Source organism: Actinoplanes octamycinicus, from assembly GCF_014205225.1.
Classification (GTDB): Bacteria; Actinomycetota; Actinomycetes; order Mycobacteriales; family Micromonosporaceae; genus Actinoplanes; species Actinoplanes octamycinicus.
On the sequence record NZ_JACHNB010000001.1, the window covers coordinates 10,025,573 to 10,044,837 of the forward strand.

The following is a 19,265-nucleotide window of genomic DNA, read 5'->3' on the forward strand; positions in this document are numbered from 1 at the left end:
AGCGGACCGGGAGCGGACCGCGGGGAGCGCAAGCACAGCGGACCGGGAGCGGACCGCGGGGAGCGGAAGCACAGCGGATCGGGAGCGGACCGCGGGGGAAGGCCGGCCCCGCCGCAACGGCGGGGCCGGGATCGGTCAGGACAGTGCGGCGAGGACCGGCGGGAGCGGCTCGGTGTGCAGGACGCCGAGGCGCTGGGTGGCGCGGGTGACGGCGACGTAGAGGTCGGACAGGCCGCGCGGGCTCTCCGCGATGATCTCGTCGGGGCAGACCACCAGGACCGAGTCGAACTCCAGGCCCTTGGCCTGGCGGACGGTCATCAGGACGACGTGGTTGAGCAGGTCGGGCTGCTCCCCCACGGCGGCGCCGGGGACCGCGTCGACCAGGGCGGCGCCCAGCGACGGCTCCAGGCGGGCCGGGACCAGGACGCCGACCCGGCCGGACTCGACCGCGGCGGCCTCCTTGCGGACGTCGGCGATCAGCTCCTCGGCCAGGGTGCCGGCCGGCACCCGGCGGGCCCACGGGGTGACGCCGGCCGAGCGGACCGAGCGGGGCGGGCGCAGCTGCGGGTCGACGGCGGCCAGCACGTCGGCCGCGACCGCCATCACCTCGGCCGGGGTGCGGTAGTTGACGCTCAGCTCGACCAGCCGCCAGCGCTGTCCGACGTAGGGCTCGAAAACCTGGTCCCAGGTGGTGCTGCCGGACAGCTCGGAGGTCTGCGCGACGTCGCCGACCACGGTCATCGAGCGGCTCGGGCAGCGGCGCATCAGCAGCCGCCAGGCCATCGGCGACAGCTCCTGCGCCTCGTCCACGATCACGTGCCCGAAGACCCAGGTACGGTCGGCGGCGGCCCGCTCGGCCGCGGTTCGGGTGTCGATCACCTCGTGCCGCTCGACGAAGGCGCTCGCGTCGACCACGTCGATCGCCGAGAGGATCTCCTCCTCGACGTCCTCGAAGTCCAGCGAGCGGGAGCCCTCGACGATCTCCAGCACGCCCTCGGCGTACTCGATCGCGGCCTCCCGCTGCCGGGCCGCCTCCCGCTTCTTCAGCGTGTCGTCCACGCCGAGCAGCTCGGCCAGCTCGTCGAGCAGCGGCACGTCGGCCGGCGTCCAGCCGTGCTCCCGGTCGCGCAGGAACGACGCCGGCAGCCCGGCCGACTCCAGCCGGCCGGCGTCGGTGAGCAGGTCGCGCAGCACCTGGCGTGGGGTGAGCACCGGCCAGAACTCGAACAGCGCCTGCTGCACGTCGACGTCCTCGCGCAGCTCCCGGCGGGTCTCCGCCAGGTCGGCCTCGGAGAGCAGGTTGTCGCCGCCCAGCGGGTCGGCGCCGATCCGCTCGGCGATCTGCTGGGACAGCTGGTGGATCGCCTCGGTCACGAAGATCGCCCGGGCCACGTTGTGCGGGCGCTCCGACCTGCGGGCCGCGGCCCGGGCGTCCTCCAGGACGGCGCGGTCGATGCGCAGCGGGTAGCCGTCGTGGTCGACCTCGACGAAGTCGTCCGGCACGGTCTGCCGGTCGGCGACGGCGTTCTCCAGGGCCGGCAGCATCAGGTCGAGATCGCCCTTGAGCGCGGCGATCGCGGCCGGCTCGGCGGCTCGGGCGCGCACCCCGGGGAACATGTCGCCGAGCGTGGCCAGCAGCACGCCGGTCTCGGCGAGCGACGGCAGCACCTGGGAGATGTAGCGCAGGAACGTGGTGTTCGGCCCGAGGATCAGCACGCCGGACCGGGTCAGCTGCTGACGGTAGGTGTAGAGCAGGTAGGCCGCCCGGTGCAGGGCGACCGCGGTCTTGCCGGTGCCCGGCCCGCCCTGCACCACCAGGGCGCCGGCCAGCCCGGAGCGGATCACCTCGTCCTGCTCGGCCTGGATGGTCTCGACGATGTCGCGCATCCGGCCGGTCCGGTTCGCGGTGAGCGCGGAGAGCAGCGCCGCCTCGCCGGTCACGTCCTCCCGGCCGGTGCCGTCGCCGGCGGTGAGGTCGAGCACCTCGTCGTCGACGCCGGTCAGCACCCGGCCCCGGGTACGCAGGTGCCGCCGCCGGGTGACCCCGTCCGGGTTGACCGCGGTGGCCAGGTAGAACGGACGGGCCGCCGGGGCCCGCCAGTCGATCAGCAGCGGGTCCTGGTCGCGGTCCTCGGCGAACAGGCCGATCCGGCCGATGTAGCGCTCCCGCTCGGCGGCGAAGTCGAGCCGGCCGAAACACAGGCCGTTCTCGACGGAATTCATCTGAGCGAGTTGTTCCGCGTAGTGGGCGCGGGTGGCCTCGCGCTGGGTGCGGCCCTGCGGGGTGCCACCACCCTCCAGCAGGATCGCCTTGAGCCGGCTGTCAGCCTGCTCACGCAACTGGTCGAGCCGCTGGTAGAGCGCGGTCAAGTACGCCTGCTCGGAATCGATGTCGGCGTTCGAGCTTGACAAAATCGCCCCTTTTCGTGCTATCATTCCGGCCGCTGGCAACCGCTATTAACGGTTGCCTTTTCTGTTTACGGCAAACGACCAGACTAGCTGAACGTCCGGAGGTTACGGGCGGGGCGGCAAGTGTCAGGAAGTCGTCAACGACACGCCGGGGCCGTTACGCGAGGCGGCGTGCCGGGATTAACCGGGACATGGACAACAACCACCCGTACCGTCTTGCCGTCCTGGCCCTCGCCGCTGTCGCCACCCTCGGCGTGACCGCCGGTTGCTCCGGCGACGATGACACCCCGGCCGGCAACGCCGCCGCCGCGGCCGCCGCCGGCGGACCCGAGCCGAAGACCCTGGACGGGGCGAAGAACGCCGCGCAGACCGTGTTCGACCGGTTCAGCGGCGGCGACTTCGCCGGCGCCTGGGAGATGTACACCAGCTCCGGCAAGCAGGCGATCAGCAAGGACGACTACGTCAAGCTCAACCAGGCGTGCTCCCGCAAGGGCCTGGCGATCACCCTGACCAGCGCCCGGCTGGAGGGCACCGACAAGGCCATCGTGATCGCGAAGCAGCTGGTGGCGGCGCAGTCGTACACCATGGTCTACGAGAAGGACGCCTGGAAGCTGGAGCCGGCCGCCGAGGGGCTGGCGCTCTACAAGCTCGGCGCGGCCAAGGCGATCGCCGCCCAGAAGAAGGCCGGCACCTGCGCCAACGCGTAAGACGGTTTTGGGGCCCGCCGCGAACCGCGACGGGCCCCTGCCACCGGGGAGAGATCTATGCCGCGACCGGGATGCCGTCCGGCCCGGTCAGCGCGAGCCGGGTACGCAGCGTGCCGCGGCTGGCGATCCGGTCGTAGTACGCCGCCCGGCGCCGGGCCACGCAGCCCTCCTTGGGCGGGTTCTCGGCGGCCAGCGCCGGGTCCAGGTGGGTGTTCAGCCCGTCCCGGAGCAGCACCAGCGCCTCGGCGCGCAGCTGCGACACCCGGGACTCGCTGACCCCGAGGTCGGCGGCGATCTCGGCCATCGGCCGCTCCTCGAAGAAGTAGCCCTGGACCACCACCCGCAACCGGTCCGGCAGCGCGTCCACCGCGTGCCGCAGGTAGCCGAGCCGCTCCCGGAGGATCAACATGTCCTCCGGCCCGGGTGTGCGTTCGGTCACCAGGTCGTCGGCGGTCGCGGTGGCGAAGCCCTGCAGGCTGAACACCGTGGCCCGGTGCACGTCGTCGGCGGCGTGCTCGATGTCCTCGACCGTGCAGCCCAGCCGCTCGGCCAGCTCCTGCACGCTCGGGGTGCGGCCCAGCTCGGCGGTCAGCTCCTCGCGCGCCGAGTCGGTCCGGCGGGCCCGCTGGCGGACCGAGCGGCTCGCCCAGTCCAGCCCGCGCAGCTCGTCCAGCAGGGCGCCGCGCACCCGGGCGGCGGCGAACCGGGGGAACGGCACGCCCCGGTCCGGGTCGAAGCCACGGGCCGCGGCGACCAGGGCGGCGTACCCAGCGGACAGCAGGTCATCGCGGTTGACGTGGGCGGGGACCCGGGCCAGCATCTCGCGAACCAGGTGCCCGACGAGCGGCATGTTCGCTCGCACGATGTCCTCGCCACGCCGATCGACGGCAGGTGATTCACCGTTCATCAGGGGTCTCCTCAGTACCGGCCGGGGAGGGGTGTCCGGCGCTGAGGAAAAAGATCTGCGAGGCTGAGTGCGGCACGGTTCGATACCGGGTGCAGAGTGGTTGCCACGGATGACCGGTAGGATTGATCTCCAACTGACCTACGGAGAGTTACCCCTTTTGACATCGTTCATCGAGCTAGGCGTCCCCGCCGTTCTGTCCGGCGCCCTCGCCGAGCTCGGCATCACCACACCGTTCCCGATCCAGGCGGCCACGCTGCCGGACTCGCTCGCCGGGCGTGACCTGCTCGGCCGCGGGCGTACCGGATCCGGGAAGACGTACGCGTTCGTGCTGCCGGTGGTCACCCGCCTGGCCGCGTCGAAGACGCGTCCGAAGGCGGGCCGCCCGCGTGCGCTGATCCTGGCGCCGACCCGGGAGCTGGCCACCCAGATCGAGGCAAGCCTGCGTCCCCTCGCCGCGGCGATGGGGCTGAGCACCCTGACCGTCTTCGGCGGGGTCGGGGCGAACCCGCAGATCGCCGCGCTCCGCCGGGGCGTGGACGTGCTGGTCGCCTGCCCGGGCCGGCTCGACGACCACATCCGCAACGGGCACGCGTCGCTGGACGCGGTCGAGATCACCGTGCTGGACGAGGCCGACCACATGGCCGACCTGGGCTTCCTGCCGGTGGTCCGGCGGCTGCTCGGGCAGACCCCGGCCGGCGGGCAGCGGCTGCTGTTCTCGGCGACCCTGGACAACGGGATCGACGTCCTGGTCAAGCAGTTCCTCCGGAAACCGGTCACGCACCACGTGGACGCGGCCGCGCAGGCGCCCGTCGAGATGGACCACCACGTGCTGCACGTCCAGCCGGACGACCGCTTCCCGGTGCTGGTCGAGCTGCTCGCGGCGCCCGGCCGGTCGGTGGTCTTCACCCGCACCAAGCGGCGGGCCAAGGTGCTGACCCGGCAGCTGATCGCGGCCGGGGTGCCGGCCGTCGAGCTGCACGGCAACCTGGCGCAGAACGCGCGGAACCGCAACCTGTCCGCGTTCGCGGACGGGACCGCGGAGACCCTGGTGGCCACCGACATCGCGGCTCGCGGCATCCACGTCGACGACGTGACGCTGGTGGTGCACGCGGATCCGCCGGTGGAGCACAAGGCGTACCTGCACCGGTCCGGGCGCACCGCCCGCGCCGGGGCGCGCGGCACGGTGATCACCCTGATGACCGACGACCAGCAGGCCGACGTCCGGGACCTGACCCGCAAGGCCGGGATCCGGCCGGTGACCCGGCGGGCGCGTCCCGGCGACGCGCTGCTGGCCGAGCTGGCGCCGGGCGAGCGGAGCTTCGTGGCCCCGGCCCCGGTGCAGCCGGCTCCGCAGTCGCGGCCGGCCTCCCCCGAGTCGGCCGGGTCGGCCGGGTCGACCGGCTCGTCCCGGCGGCGGCGCGGTGGGCGCGGCCGGGCCGGGGGTGGCGCCGCGCCGGAAGGCCGCGCCGCCGCTCCGACCGGTCGCGGGACACCGGAGAAGGCGGCGTCCGGCCGCCGGCGGGGGTCCGCCGGTGGGCAGGCTCCGGCCTCGCCGGCACCGCGGAACGGCGGGAACGCCGGCCGGTCCGGGCAGGCCACCACGAATCGCTCGGGTACGCCGCAGCCTCGCCCCGCCACCGGCGGCGGCGGCGCAGCCGCGTTCTCCGCCCGCGCGGGTGGCCGTCGCTCCGGTCGCTGACCTCGACACGCCCCGTCCCCCGGGACGGGGCGCTAGGCCGGCCGGACCACCACGTCCAGGACGATCTCCACGGTCCGCTGGATCAGCCCCCGGCCGGACCGGACCCCGGCCGCGACCCGGTCCACCACACACCGGGCGGTGAACCGGTACCCGTCCGCCACCGGCTCCCCCGAGTCGACCGCGAGAACCACCTCGCACGAGCCGCCCCGGACGCTGAGCACCCCGGCGACCTGCCACCCGTCCGGCCCGAGCAGGCACCGGGTGGACCGGAAGCCGATCTCCGGGTGCCGTTCGGTGTCCAGGAAACGCGGCCCCCGCACGTCCCGGTCCCGGCGGGGATCGTCGGTGGTGAAACCGGCCGCGTCCAGCTCGGCCGAGGCGATCGACCGGGCCGGGTCGGCAGCCACCGTGACCGTGCCGCCGAGCACCGGCATGGTGCCGTGCACCGGCTTGAGCCCGAAGGCGTGCCGGGCGGTGAACCGGCACCCGGAGCGGGCCGGATCGATCGTGTACGTGCCGCTGCGAAGCTCATTGAGCGTGTTCGTCGTCATGCCCCGAGCCTCCGGCGAGCCGGGCCGCGGCACCTCAGTGCTGGTACTGATCGCCGGCACGTAACCGGGCGGCCAGCTGGGTGCGGTTGGCCGCGCCGAGCTTGGCCAGCGCGTGCCGGACGTGCGTCTCCACGGTCCGCTCCGAGATGAACAGCCGCTCGGCGATCGCCCGGTTCGCCAGGCCCTCGGCGGCCAGCGTGGCGATCTCCCGTTCCCGGGTGGTCAGCTCGTCCCGGGACAGGTCGGCGGCCTCGGCGAGCAGGCCGGCCAGGCCCAGCCGGCGGGCGATCGGGAGGGCTGCCGCGGCGTGCTCGCGGGCGCGGCGGCTGTCGACCGGACGGAGCGCCCGGGCGTACGCGAGATGGGCCTGGGCCAGGAACGGCTCGACGCCGATCCGCCGCTCCATCGCGATCGCCGTCTCGAAATGCCGGGCCGCGGCCGCCCAGTCGCCGAGCGCCGCGGCCATCACTCCGAGAGGCCGGGCGGTCGAGCCGTGACAGGCGGTAGTCGAGTAGAGGTAACGCACCGGCAGCGGCTCGACCAGCGCGTAAGCCTCCGCGGTCAGCTCCCGGTCGCCGAGCCAGGCGCCGATCTCGCCGGCGGTGATCACCACGAAGGTCCGCCGGCTGTCCGGGCGCAGGCCAGGCAGCACGGCCCGCAGCCGGCCGGCGCAGACCCCGGCCACCGCCCGATCACCGCGGTACATCGCCAGCAGCCCGACCTCGGCCATCGCGATCGGCACCGCGGCGAACCGGGCGGCCACCGCCGCCAGGTCGTCCGGCCAGGCCGGCGGCTCGCCGGTGAGCGGCGCCAGCCCGGTCCGGAACGCCGAGTGCAGCATCCGGCCCGGCTCCTCCTCGATCGTGCCGGCCAGCGCGTACGCCTCGTCGGACAGCTCCAGCGCGGCCAGCACCCGGCCGGCCAGCGCCTGCTGGGTGGCCCGGGCACGCAGCAGATGCCAGCGGATCACCGGCCAGCCCAGCCGGTCGGCCAATCCGGCCAGCCGGCCCAGCTCCGCGTCGAACCCGGCCAGGTCGCCGAGCAGCAGCAGGGCGTCCAGCCGCCAGATCCGGCCCCACAGCTCGGCGTCCGGCCGGCTGCCGGCCGCGGCCAGGTCGATGCTGCGGGTGGCCAGGTCGAGCACCTCCTCGGCGGCGGCCACCGGGTCCAGCACCTCGTGCCGGGCGTGCACCGCGGCGGCCAGCGCGTCCGGGTCGCCGGTCCGCTCGGCGAGCGCCATCGCCTCCCGGCTGATCGCCTCGGCGCGCGCCGTCTCGCCGGTCTCCACCAGCAGATACGCCAGCTGCGCGAGCACCTGCGCCCGTCGCGCCGCGCCACCGCCCCCGTCTTCGTCGCCTTCCTTGCGGCCGCCTCCCTTGGGACCGCTTCCCTTGCCGCCGCCTTCCTCGGAGCCGCTTCCTTTGGGGCCGCCTTCCTTGGAGCCGCTTCCCTTGCCGCCGCCTTCCTTGGAGCCGCTTCCTTTGGGGCCGCTTTCCTTGTCGCCGTCGTCCAGCGCGAGGGCCCGCTCGCAGAGCCGGAGCAGGGCGGCGGCGAGCGGCCCGCCGAAACCGCGGACGACCAGCGCGGCCGAGGCCGCCAGATCCGGATCACGCGAGGCCTCGGCCTGGTCGAGGAGGGCGGCGCAGTCACTCAGGGCGACACTCAGATTCCCATTACGGTACGCAGCGACCGCACGCCCCAACCGCAACGCGGAGTCACCGGGGAAGCCGTCCAGGGCGTGGCCGTACCAGGTGACCGCGGCCCCGTGATCGAGCTGCCGGCCGGCCGCCCGCGCCGCCGCCACGCAGGCGTCCCGGGCAGCGGCCCGGGAGCGGTCGTCGACGGCCGCGCGCACCCGGTGCCGGGCGATCTCGTCCGGCCGCGCCCCGGACCCGGCGAGCACCTCGGCGATCCGGGCGTGCGCGGCGACCCGCTCCCCCCGGCTCAACTCGGCGTAGCGAGCCTCGCGGACCAGCTCGTGCGCGAACCGCAGCCGAGCCGGGGCCCACGGGTCCTCCACCAGCACCCCGGTCCGGATGGCGGTCTCCAGCAGCGCCTCCACCTGTGCCGCAGAGTCGGGCGCGAGGTCCGGGCGGGCGTTGTCCACATTCTCTGGTTGTCCACAAGCCGCGCCCGGCTCCCCGGCTCGCCGCGCGACAATGGCAGATGGGACCGCCCCCTTGGGGTGGGCGGGCACTGGTTGAGGACCTTCGGGTTCGGCTTGAGGACCGCCGGGTGCGGCTTGAGGGCCGCCGGGTGCGGCTTGAGGGCCGCCGGGTGCGGCTTGAGGGCCGCCGGGTGCGGGTTGAGGACCGCCGGGTGCGGCTTGAGGACCGCCGGGTGCGACCGGCGCGGCAACGACCGGGTCGCTCCGGATCGCCGCCACCCGGGTCAGCAACGGCACGTCGATCTCCGAGCCGAACGCGGCCGCCAGGCCCAGCAGCTCGCGGCAGTCCGGCCCGAGTTCCGCGAGGCGGCGGCCGACCAGGCGGAGCAGCCCGTCCGGTGGCTGCACGGCGCCGGCCGGACGGCGCAGCCGGTCCGCGTCGGCGAGCAGCCGGATCAGCTCCCGGGTGTAGAGCGGATTGCCGCCACCGAGCCGATGCACCGTCGCCGGCCAGGACGGGTGGACCGGGCCGCCGGCGTGCTGCGCGAGGCAGGCTTCGACGGCCGGGACGTCCCAGGCGGCCAGCGGCAGCACCTCGGCGCCGGGCAGATCGAGGTCGCGAGCGGTGGCCAGGACCAGCAGCGGCAGGTCCCGCACCTCCCGGACCAGCGCGGTGAGCAGGCCGAGCGAGGCCGGGTCGGCCCAGTGCAGGTCCTCCAGCACGAACAGCAGGCCACCCGGCAGCGCGTCAACGGCCGCCACCCGGACCGCGTCCAGCACGGCCCGGTTGATCCGGAAGCGGGTCGCGGCCGGCGGCTCCCCCGCCACCTCGTCGACGGTGAGCAGCCCCGGACCCAAGCCACCCGCCGCCGGCCGGGGACTCCCGCCACCCGGTGACGCCGTCACCGGCAAGCGGGAACGCACGCCGTCCGGCGAGGCCGTTGCCAGCAGGCGCTGCCAGGGCCAGTAGGCCGGGGCGCCCTCGTCCGGGTCGGCGCGGCCGGTGAGCACGGTGGCGCCGGTCGCGACGGCGCGGGCCACCGCCTCCTCGACCACGGTGGTCTTGCCGATCCCGGCCTCGCCGGTGAGCAGCACCACCGCACCGGACCCGGCCACCGCCCGTGCGCGCAGCCGGTCCAGTGCGACCACCTCGGCGACCCGGGCGACCAGACTCATCCCGGCATTGTCCCGCCGCCCGAGCACCGCTCGGACTCGGGCGCGCGGACCCTTTCGGTGCCGGCTGGCGCACAGGGGTGCCTCCACACCCCCGAGACACCCGTAAGACCCAGCCCACCACCGCACCGCTCGGACTCCGGCGCGCAGACCCTCGCGGTGCCGGCTGGCGCACAGAGGTGCCTCCACACCCCCGAGACACCCGTAAGACCCAGCCCCCCACCACACCGCTCGGACTCCGGCACGCAGACCCTCTCGGTGCCAGCTGGCGCACAGAGGTGCCTCCACACCCCCGAGACACCCGTAAGACCCAGCCCACCACCGCACCCGCGAGGGCGGGCCCGGTTGAAGGGGTGCTGTGCGCTTCGGGAGACGCCCGGCTGGGGTGACGGGTGTCTCAGCGGGGCTGAGGGACCAGCCGGGGACCGTGGGGCGCTGCGGTCCGAGGGCGGAGTGGCCTGGCGCGACCGACGGGCACGGGACTGCGCTACCGGCGGGCACGGGACTCGCCGTCGTACCGGGGAATGGCGGTTTGGGGTGGGGACCGCCGGTCAGGCCTCGGGGACCCGGACCGAGATCTCGTCGCCGAGGGTGAAGCCGGCGTTGAGCTCCAGCTCGTCGCCGGACCAGAAGCGGCCCGGGTCGTACCAGTTCGCCTTGCGGGTGCGCGGCAGCAGGCCCATGTCCTCATAGGTCACCGCGACCACCTCGGCGCAGTAGGCCCGCTCCAGGGTCGCCGGGTCGTTGTCCGTAGGTTTCCACGGGGGCCGGATCTGCGGGACGCGGCCGCGGACCCAGCGCCAGGCCAGCTGCGAGGTGGACGGGAACGGGGTGCCGTCGAGGCGGGCCACCGTCTTGAGCGCCTTGTCCTCCATCGCCCGGGTGACACCCGGCTCCAGCTGGCGCAGCCAGCCGCGCTGGCCGTAGCGGCGGGCCCAGACGGTGACCGCGTCGCGCAGGTCGTGCAGCTGGACGCCGCGCTGGAAGGTGCCGGACCACAGGTCGGGCAGGGACTTGCCCAGCTCGGCGTGCCACATCAACGGTGGCATGTCCTCGATCACCAGGGACATCCCGACATGGTTCACCGGGCTGTTGGTGAGGGTCTGGATGGCACGGTCCGGGCCGGAGCGGCCCCGGAAGATCCAGATGTCACCCGTACGCGTCAGGTCGATGGCCTCGTCGAGGCTGATGTCGGCAACCACGTGTCTATTCTCAGCAGATGCGGTGGTGGAAGATAGCGGGACTGGCAGGGCTGGCGGGAGTCGCGGCGACCGGGGCGGTGATCGCCCGGGCCGAGCGCAAGCGCCGGGCGTACTCCCCGGACGAGATCCGCGACCGGCTGCACAAGCGGGTGGCCGAGGCCGCCCAGCCGGCCGAGGCGCCGGAGTGACCGCTCACTGAGTCAGGTCCGTGTCGCGCAGCAGCGACCAGAGGCCGGCGCCGTCCGGGGCGGAGAACCAGGTCTTGCCGCCGGACGGCACCGCCTCGGGCGTCTCGGACGGCCCGGGGATGGCGCCGGCCAGCACCGCCTGGGTGGGTGAGAGCCGGCGGATCGCCACGGCCGCCACGTTGTCCGGGTGCTCGCGGGCGAACTCCGAATAGATCTCCTGGTCGTGCTGGCCGTCGTCGCCGACCAGCAGCCACTTGATGTCCGGGAACTCCTGCGCGAGCCGGCGGAGCGTGGTGCGTTTGTGCTCCTGGCCGCTGCGGAACCAGCGGTCCGGGGTCGGGCCCCAGTCGGTGAGCAGGATCGGACCGGCCGGGTAGAGGTGCCGGCTGAGGAAGCGGGTCAGGGTGGGCGCCACGTTCCACGCGCCGGTGGAGAGGTAGATCACCGGGGTGCCCGAGTTGGCGTTCACCAGACGCTCGTAGAGGACCGCCATGCCGGGCACGGCCATCCGGGCGTGCTCGTCGAGTACGAACGTGTTCCACGCGGCGAGCATCGGCCGCGGCAGCGCGGTGACCATCACGGTGTCGTCGATGTCGGAGATCAGGCCGAACCGGACGGCCGGATCGATCACCCGGATCGGGGCGTCGGCCGGGGCGGCGCCCTCGCAGTGCAGCCGGACGGTGGCCCAGCCCGGCTCGAGGTCGCCCTTGACCCGGCAGTCGACATAGCCGCTGCGGTCGGTGCGGGTCTCGGTGACGCTGCCGCCCACCTCGATGCGCACCACCGCGCCGCTCACCGGGGTGGTGGTGAAGCTGCGCCAGCCGCGCACCTTCTCCCTTTTCCGCCGGACCAGGCGGGGCCGGGAGAGCAGCACCCGGCCCATCACCCGGGCCCAGCCGGGCGCGCCGTAACCGGTGTAGGCCGTGATGTACGGCTTCCAGCCGCGGTTACGCAGACCGCGCTCGATGATCTGGTGCACGGCGTCCTCGACCAGGGCCGCCCGGTGCATCCGAGCCACCTGCGCCGTCTCCGCCGGTGTTACCGCCACCATCTCCTCCTCGCCGTCCCGGTCACGCCGCCCGCCGGGGCAACGTTACCGGGCCGGTGTTACGGGCCGCTTGTGAACAAGGGGCTCCAGGATGGACGTCACGCCGCGGCGGGGAGTTCGGCGGCCGTCCATTGCTCGGCCCACCACTGCTGATCGACCGGTTCCGGGACATCCACCCGCATCGGGGCCTGGATCGCCTCGGCGCGCAGGGCCCGCAGCGTCTCGGCGGCCGCCTCGGCGCCGCGCCAGGCCGACCGTTCCCTCTCCACCGCGGCGTAGTAGTCGGCCAGCCGGTGCGCGCGGACCGCCTGGGCCAGCACCGACTCCTGCACCACCGGGTGCAGCCGGGGATTCCAGCCGCGGTGCGCGAGGACGTCGTTGAGCTGGTCCATCGACAGGTCGTGGGAGCGGCACCGGGCGGTGGCGGCGCGGTGCAGGTAACGCTGCCGGTCGACGTTCTCCCCCGGCTTGCGGCGGCGGCTCAGCAACGGGTAGGCGCCGGCGGCGGCGATCCGCTTGGCGTCCCGATCGGCTTTCTCGTACGCCGACCAGGCCTCGTCGACCGCCGACTGGGCGGCCTCCCACTCGGCACGCCGGCGCGCGGCGGTCCCGGCGGCCCGCCGGGCGGCGGTGGTGACCTCCTCGGCGTACCGCTCGCGCTCGGTGGCGGCCGGGGTCGGTTCGGTGAAGATCCGCGGCACCGAGACGGTGGCCGCGGCGACGGCGAGAAGCAGCACGATGATCAGCCAGATCCCGACGGCTTGCGGGATGGAACTCAGGAATGCGGAATCCACGGAACACCCCCAGAGAAGCGGAACTTGTGACAGGCCGGCTTACACGGTTGATCCAGGGACGGGCCGTAGTGGCTCGCCCGGCGGCGGAGAGTGTCAGCGGACCGGGGGCGCCCGCGGGTTGCCGGCAGCCGGGACGACGCCGGCCAGGTCAGCAGGAGAGAGTGCCGGAAGCTCGGCCGGGCCAGGTTCGTCGCACGGCGGCTCGGCCAGCTCTTGATCTTGAGTTGCGGAAGGCGGGGCAGCCGGCTCCGCGGCAGCGGCCGCGGACACCTGCTGGACCGGTTCAGCGACCGGGGCGGGTGCGGTGGCGGGCAGGCGCAGGGTGACGGCGAGGGCCAGCAGGGCGAGGCCGGTGAGGAACCGCAGCAACCGGCGACCATCCCACGGACGGTTCGCCTCCTGCGCCTCAGCGGTCACAAGATTCAACCTACCGGCGCGCACCGCAACGCGCACGGGTCGTTCCGGTCACGGCCACCGGATGGTGGTCCCCGCCGGTCACCCGGGCGAGGGACCATGGTGGTCATGGACCTCGAGGTGGTGGAGCAGGTGGCCCGTCTGGACGACTGGCTGGCCGAGGGTGGCGTGGTGGTGCTCAGCGGGGCGGGCCTGTCCACCGACTCCGGCATCCCGGACTACCGGGGCCCGTCCGGCTCGGCCCGGCGCAACGCCCCGATGACGTACCAGGCGTTCACCGGCGATCCGCTGGCCCGCCGCCGGTACTGGGCACGCAGCCACCTGGGCTGGCGCACGATCGGGCTGGCCCGGCCGAACGAGGGGCACCGGGCGGTGGCCCGCTGGCAGCGGGCCGGCCTGCTGCACGGCGTGATCACGCAGAACGTGGACGGCCTGCACCAGGCGGCCGGCGCCCGGGACGTGGTGGAGTTGCACGGCAACCTGGCCCGGGTGACCTGCCTGGGCTGCGGCGCGCTGACCCCGCGGGCCGACCTGGAGACCCGGCTGACCGCGGCGAACCCGGCCTTCACCGCGGTCGCCGCGGCGGTGAACGCGGACGGCGACGTGGAACTGGCCGAGGCGGAGCTGGACGGGTTCACCGTGGTCGACTGCGCGGCCTGCGGCGGCCTGCTCAAACCGGACGTGGTGTATTTCGGGGAGACCGTCCCGGCCGACCGGGTCTCCCGGGCGTTCGACCTGGTCGCTGGCGCGCGCACGCTGCTGGTGCTGGGCTCCTCGCTGACCGTGATGTCCGGGCGGCGGTTCGTGCTGCGCGCCGTCAAGCAGGGCGTCCGGGTGGCGATCGTGAACCGCGGCGTCACCCGCGGCGAGCCGTACGCGGATCTGATGATCGACGCGCCGCTGGGCGTGGTCCTCCCCAATCTGGCCGCCGAGACCGATGTGTACCGATTGTTGCCGCAGTAAACGAAACCGGTTCCGCCTGGTTATCGGAACGAAACCTAAATAGATCTCGCGGGCATTGACGTGACCGCCCTCACTGGGGTTGACTGCCGAAACCGGTCCCGAAACCGGTTCCGAACCCCGGCGTCACCGGCCGGACACAATACCTCGGAGGAGCTGTGCCGATCACCATCGCCGACGTGGCGGCTCGGGCCAAGGTCAGCAAGACGACCGTGTCCCGGGTTCTCAACGGCAAGGGTGAGCTGGACGAGTCGACCGCGGCGCGGGTCCGCGCGGTGATCGACGAGCTCGGCTACGTCCCCAGCGCCCGCGCGGTCAACCTGGCCCGTGGCCGCACCCGGGTGGTCGGCATGCTGGTGCCCTCGCTGACCTGGCCCTGGATGGGCGAGGTGCTGCAGGGCGCGGTGGACGTGCTGGAGGCCGAGGAGTACGGCCTGCTGCTGTTCACCTGCAACCGGGGCGACGACTCGATGCGGCAGTTCGCCGCGCAGGTCGCCGCCAAGTCGTTCGACGGCCTGCTGGTGATCGAGCCGGAGGGCACCCTCGACTACATCAAGACCCTGCACCACCGGGGCCTGCCGATGGTCCTGATCGACGACCGGGACCAGCTCTCCGGCGAGCAGATCCCGACCGTCGGCACCACCAACCACAGCGGTGCGGCCGACGCGGCCCGGCACCTGCTGGAGATCGGGCGCCACAAGCCGCTCGTGATCACCGGGCCGTCCCGGTTCGGCTGCACCGTTCAGCGCACCGACGGCTTCGTCTCGGCCTTCGCCGAGGCCGGTCACCCCATTCCGGCCGAGCACGTGCTGCTCGGCGACTTCACCCGCGCCGCCGGCGTCGAGGGCGTCCGGGAGGCGATCGCCGCCGGACGCGACTTCGACGCCGTCTTCTGCCACAACGACCTCTGCGCCTTCGGCGCCGTGCAGGCCATCCTGGACAGCGGCCGGCGGGTGCCGGAGGACGTCGCGGTGGTCGGCTTCGACGACATCCCGATGGCGGCACACCACCAGCCGCCGCTGTCCACGGTGCACCAGCCGATGCGCGAGATGGGCGAGGCCGCGGCCCGCTCGCTGCTCGCGCACTTCGAGGGCACCCCGCTTCCGAACCGGCCGACGGTGATCCCGGCGACCTTCACCGTGCGCGCCTCCACCCAGCCCTAACTCCGAACCGACAGACGACCGTTCGACCGGCCACCGGGCCGGCCGGACACCCTCGCGCACCTCGGGGCCGGCAGTCGCCGGTCACGCGATGCCGCACGCCCTCCGGGCACCCCTCTCACCCGACAATTCGCTATCCGAGGAGATTCTCCGATGCAGAGAAGGAAGCTGTTCGCGGCCGCCCTGGCAGGCGTGCTCGTTACGGGCGGCCTGGCCGCGTGCGGTGACTCGCCGAACGACAACAAGAACAGCGCCAACAGCAAGGGCGCCGACTTCCTCGCGATCGGCATGCCGAACGGCACCGTGACCGAGAGCAACAACCCGTTCCTCGGCACCGCGGCCGCCTCCTCGCTGGGCTACCGCTGGGTCATGTACGAGCCCCTCGGCATGTGGAACAACGTCAAGCCGGCCGAGCCCGCGAAGCCGTGGCTGGCCAAGGAGATCACCTGGGCGACCGACTACAAGGCGCTCGACGTGACCATCCGGGACAACGCCACCTGGTCCGACGGACAGAAGCTGACCGCCGAGGACGTGGCCTACACCTTCAACCTGATCAAGGAGAAGGAGGCGCTGAACATCTTCGCCCTCCCGATCGATCAGGTCACCGTGAACGGCGACAAGGTGAAGATCACCTTTAAGTCGTCCCAGTTCACCGCGTGGCACAAGATCATCAGCCAGATCCCGATCGTGCCGAAGCACGTCTGGGAGAAGATCGCCGACCCGGCGACCGACCCGATCAAGCAGCCGGTCGGCAGCGGGCCGTACACCCTGAAGTCGTTCAGCCAGCAGGGCATCGTGCTCGAGCGCCGGGAGAGCGGTTACTGGCAGGACAAGCCGGCCATCAAGGAACTTCGGTACACCTCGTACGCCGACAACAACGCGCAGACCACCGCGCTGGCCACCGGCGCGTCCGAGTGGAGCTTCGTCTTCATCCCGGACTACCAGCAGGTCTTCGTCTCCAAGGACCCGCAGAACAACAAGGTCTGGGCGCCGGGCGTGCTGGGCATCCACGGCCTCTACATCAACACCACCCGCAAGCCGTTCGACGACCCGAAGCTGCGCCAGGCGATGAACATGGTCATCAACCGGGCGGACATCTTCAACCAGGCCGAGGCCGGCTACTTCCACCCGGAGCTGAAGAGCGTCACGGGTCTGCCGGAGGGCGCGGGTGACGCGTACATCACCGACGCGTACAAGGGCAAGAAGTTCTCGGTCGACGTGCCCGGCGCCAAGGCGCTGCTGCAGGAGGCCGGCTACAAGCTGGACGGCACCACGCTGAAGGACAAGACCGGCAAGCCGGTCACCATCGAGCTGAGCGACCCGGCGCCGTGGTCGGACTACCAGACCACGCTGGAGATCATCAAGAGCAACCTGGCCGAGATCGGCATCGCCGCCACGGTCGCCAAGCCGAACCAGAACGTCTGGGACCAGAACGTCCAGAAGGGCGACTTCGGCGCCGTCATGCGCTGGACCAACGGTGGCTCGACGCCGTTCGACATCTACCAGACGGTGATGGACGGCGACCTCTACAAGCCGCTGGGCACGCTGGCCCAGCAGGGCAACTTCGGCCGCTTCCAGAGCCCCGAGGCGACCGCCGCGCTGAAGGCCTACGCCAACGCGACCGACGACGCCGCCCGCACCACCGCCCTGGCCACGCTGCAGAAGATCTTCGTGGAGCAGGCCCCGATGCTGCCGATCGGCTCGGACAACGTCGGTGGCGCGTACAGCACCAAGAACTGGATCGGCTGGCCCACGGACGCGGACCCGTACGCCCCGATGCAGCCCACCCAGTCCGGCGCGCTCGACGTCATCATGCACCTCAAGCCCGCCGGCTCCTGATCGCCTGACCGCGGGCGCCCCGGACCTCCGGGGCGCCCGCCCCTCCCTGCTCGCTGCTCTAAAAGGACACCGGCATGACGTCGATTCCCGACGCGAAAGCGCCGGCCGGCGAGGTGGTGCTTGAGGCGATCGGCCTGACCAAGCACTTCCCCGTCCGCCGGAAGCTGCGCGACCTGTTCTCGAATCGGAAAGACGCGGTCCACGCCGTCGATGACGTGAACCTCACTCTCCGCCGCGGCAAAGTGGTGGCCCTGGTCGGCGAGTCCGGCTCGGGCAAGTCCACCATCGCCCGGTTGCTCGCCCAGCTCTACCCCCGCACCGGCGGGGACATCCGGCTGCACGGCGAGACGACCAAGGTCAAGGGAGGAGCGGCGTTCCGCCGATACTGCTCCCAGGTTCAGATGATCTTCCAGGACCCGTTCGCGTCGCTGAACCCGACGCACACCATCCGGTACCACCTGACCCGGTCGTTGAAGATCCACGACAACGCCGGCAAGACCGAGCAGGACCTGGAGCGGGCGCTCACCGATCTGCTGGAGCGGGTGCAGCTGACCCCGCCGGAACGGTACCTGGACAAGTTCCCGCACGAGCTCTCCGGTGGCCAGCGTCAGCGCGTGGCGATCGCCCGGGCACTCGGCGCGCAGCCCGAGGCGCTGCTCGCCGACGAGCCGGTGTCCATGCTGGACGTGTCGATCCGGCTCGGGGTGCTGAACCTGCTGCGGGACCTGCGGGACCGGCTGAACCTGGCGATCCTCTACATCACCCATGACATCGCGTCGGCCCGGTACTTCGCCGACGAGACGATGGTCATGTACGCCGGCCGGATGGTCGAGGGTGGCGACAGCGAGACGGTGACACAGTCGCCGGCTCACCCGTACACCAGACTGCTGATCGAATCCGCGCCGGACCCGGACCGGCTCGCCGGGTTGTCCGACGCCGAAGGCAAGGACGCCGGCAACGGCGAACCGCCGAGCCTGATCCGCCCGCCGGCCGGCTGCCGGTTCCACCCGCGCTGCCCGGCCGCGATGGAGCGCTGCCGCACCGACCTGCCGGTCCCCCTGCAGATCGGCGACGCGCCCGGCCACTGGGCCGCCTGCTGGCTGTACGACCGTGACGAGGTGGCCAAGTGAAGTATCTCCTGCAACGCCTGGCGTTCTACCTGTTCACCGCCTGGGCCGCGATCACGCTGAACTTCTTCATCCCGCGCCTGATCCCCGGTGACCCGGTGCAGTCGCTGATCACCAAGTTCCAGGGCCAGATCAGCACCGAGGCGGTCGACTCGCTGTACGTGCTGTTCGGCCTGGACGAGAACAAGAGCCTCTGGCAGGAGTACCTGGACTACTGGAACCAGCTGCTGCACGGTGACCTGGGCCTGTCCTTCACGTTCTTCCCGACCCCGGTCTCGGAGATCATCTCGAAGAGCCTGCCCTGGACGCTGATGCTGGTCGGCATCACCACGATCATCAGCTTCTTCCTCGGCACCGGCCTGGGCATCCTGGCCGGCTGGCGGCGCGGCTCGTGGGCCGACGGGCTGCTGCCGGTGACCACGTTCCTCTCCTCGGTGCCCTACTTCTGGCTCGGCATCATCGCGATCTACCTGCTCACCGGCCCGGACAGCTTCTTCCCGTCGTCCGGCGGCTTCGACAACGGCCTGGTGCCAGCGTTCGACCAGTACTTCATCCCGAGCGCGATCCGGCACAGCCTGCTGCCCGCACTGACCATCCTGATCTCCTCGGTCAGCGGCTGGATCCTGAGCATGCGCAACATGATGGTGACCGTGTCCAGTGAGGACTACATCACCGTGGCGCACGCCAAGGGACTCTCCGACCGGCGGGTGGCGACCAGTTACGCGGCCCGCAACGCGCTGCTGCCGAACGTCTCCGGCTTCGCGCTGTCGCTCGGCTTCATCGTCGGCGGCACGCTGCTGGTGGAGATCGTCTTCTCCTACCCGGGCATCGGCTTCCAGCTCTTCCAGGCGCTGGGCGCGACGGACTACCCGCTGATGCAGGGCATCTTCCTGATCATCACGATCTCGGTGCTGGTGGCGAACCTGCTCGCGGACGTGGCGTACCTGCTCCTCGACCCGCGCACCCGCAAGGAGGGCTGA

General features: G+C 72.6%; 16 protein-coding genes. 8 read left to right on the top strand and 8 right to left on the bottom strand.

Features of this window, described 5'->3' with window-relative positions:
• Positions 1-135: 135 nt before the first annotated feature.
• Positions 136-2,436 carry a HelD family protein gene (locus BJY16_RS45505; protein WP_185046009.1) on the bottom strand — a complete coding sequence of 767 codons (2,301 nt, stop codon included), beginning with the start codon at positions 2,434-2,436 and terminating at the stop codon, positions 136-138.
• Between the two features lie 164 nt (positions 2,437-2,600).
• Here BJY16_RS45505 and BJY16_RS45510 point away from each other — a divergent pair, with 164 nt between their 5' ends.
• Positions 2,601-3,116 carry a hypothetical protein gene (locus BJY16_RS45510; protein ID WP_185046010.1) on the top strand — a complete coding sequence of 172 codons (516 nt, stop codon included), beginning with the start codon at positions 2,601-2,603 and terminating at the stop codon, positions 3,114-3,116.
• Between the two features lie 55 nt (positions 3,117-3,171).
• Here BJY16_RS45510 and BJY16_RS45515 read toward each other — a convergent pair whose 3' ends face one another.
• The gene (locus BJY16_RS45515; protein ID WP_185046012.1) at positions 3,172-4,023 is read right to left on the bottom strand and encodes a sigma-70 family RNA polymerase sigma factor; all 852 of its coding nucleotides are present in this window, start codon (positions 4,021-4,023) and stop codon (positions 3,172-3,174) included.
• A gap of 109 nt (positions 4,024-4,132) precedes the next feature.
• Between BJY16_RS45515 and BJY16_RS45520 the strand changes: the two genes are divergently transcribed.
• A complete protein-coding gene (locus tag BJY16_RS45520; RefSeq protein WP_239176866.1) occupies positions 4,133-5,722 on the top strand; it encodes a DEAD/DEAH box helicase in 1,590 nt (529 codons plus the stop codon).
• A gap of 32 nt (positions 5,723-5,754) precedes the next feature.
• Here the strand turns inward: BJY16_RS45520 and BJY16_RS45525 are convergent, their stop codons facing one another.
• The 3 genes from BJY16_RS45525 to BJY16_RS45535 all read right to left on the bottom strand — a co-directional run bounded on the left by BJY16_RS45525 (position 5,755) and on the right by BJY16_RS45535 (position 10,755).
• Positions 5,755-6,273 carry a YceI family protein gene (locus BJY16_RS45525; RefSeq protein WP_185046016.1) on the bottom strand — a complete coding sequence of 173 codons (519 nt, stop codon included), beginning with the start codon at positions 6,271-6,273 and terminating at the stop codon, positions 5,755-5,757.
• 34 nt (positions 6,274-6,307) lie between these two features.
• A complete protein-coding gene (locus BJY16_RS45530; protein ID WP_185046018.1) occupies positions 6,308-9,556 on the bottom strand; it encodes a helix-turn-helix transcriptional regulator in 3,249 nt (1,082 codons plus the stop codon).
• A gap of 548 nt (positions 9,557-10,104) precedes the next feature.
• Positions 10,105-10,755 carry a hypothetical protein gene (locus tag BJY16_RS45535; protein WP_185046021.1) on the bottom strand — a complete coding sequence of 217 codons (651 nt, stop codon included), beginning with the start codon at positions 10,753-10,755 and terminating at the stop codon, positions 10,105-10,107.
• Positions 10,756-10,772: 17 nt separating this feature from the next.
• On the opposite strand from BJY16_RS45535, the gene BJY16_RS45540 reads away from it, so the two are divergent.
• Complete coding sequence (locus tag BJY16_RS45540) at positions 10,773-10,943, top strand: hypothetical protein (protein ID WP_185046023.1); 171 nt, start codon at positions 10,773-10,775, stop codon at positions 10,941-10,943.
• Between the two features lie 4 nt (positions 10,944-10,947).
• On the opposite strand, the gene BJY16_RS45545 is transcribed toward BJY16_RS45540, so the two are convergent.
• From BJY16_RS45545 to BJY16_RS45555, 3 genes are all read right to left on the bottom strand, one after another.
• Positions 10,948-11,994: an App1 family protein phosphatidate phosphatase gene (locus BJY16_RS45545; RefSeq protein WP_185046025.1), complete on the bottom strand. Its 1,047-nt coding sequence runs from the start codon at positions 11,992-11,994 to the stop codon at positions 10,948-10,950.
• Positions 11,995-12,089: 95 nt separating this feature from the next.
• On the bottom strand, positions 12,090-12,785 hold the full coding sequence (locus tag BJY16_RS45550; protein ID WP_185046027.1) for a hypothetical protein: 696 nt from the start codon (positions 12,783-12,785) through the stop codon (positions 12,090-12,092).
• A 93-nt stretch (positions 12,786-12,878) separates the two neighbouring features.
• Positions 12,879-13,202 carry a hypothetical protein gene (locus BJY16_RS45555; RefSeq protein ID WP_185046030.1) on the bottom strand — a complete coding sequence of 108 codons (324 nt, stop codon included), beginning with the start codon at positions 13,200-13,202 and terminating at the stop codon, positions 12,879-12,881.
• A gap of 96 nt (positions 13,203-13,298) precedes the next feature.
• On the opposite strand from BJY16_RS45555, the gene BJY16_RS45560 reads away from it, so the two are divergent.
• The 5 genes from BJY16_RS45560 to BJY16_RS45580 all read left to right on the top strand — a co-directional run bounded on the left by BJY16_RS45560 (position 13,299) and on the right by BJY16_RS45580 (position 19,265).
• A complete protein-coding gene (locus BJY16_RS45560; protein WP_185046032.1) occupies positions 13,299-14,162 on the top strand; it encodes an NAD-dependent protein deacetylase in 864 nt (287 codons plus the stop codon).
• A gap of 155 nt (positions 14,163-14,317) precedes the next feature.
• Positions 14,318-15,322: a LacI family DNA-binding transcriptional regulator gene (locus BJY16_RS45565; protein ID WP_185046033.1), complete on the top strand. Its 1,005-nt coding sequence runs from the start codon at positions 14,318-14,320 to the stop codon at positions 15,320-15,322.
• 150 nt (positions 15,323-15,472) lie between these two features.
• On the top strand, positions 15,473-17,158 hold the full coding sequence (locus BJY16_RS45570) for an ABC transporter substrate-binding protein (protein ID WP_185046034.1): 1,686 nt from the start codon (positions 15,473-15,475) through the stop codon (positions 17,156-17,158).
• A 74-nt stretch (positions 17,159-17,232) separates the two neighbouring features.
• A complete protein-coding gene (locus BJY16_RS45575) occupies positions 17,233-18,288 on the top strand; it encodes an ABC transporter ATP-binding protein (protein ID WP_185046036.1) in 1,056 nt (351 codons plus the stop codon).
• A complete protein-coding gene (locus tag BJY16_RS45580) occupies positions 18,285-19,265 on the top strand; it encodes an ABC transporter permease (protein WP_185046039.1) in 981 nt (326 codons plus the stop codon). The genes BJY16_RS45575 and BJY16_RS45580 overlap by 4 nt, the downstream gene beginning before the upstream one ends.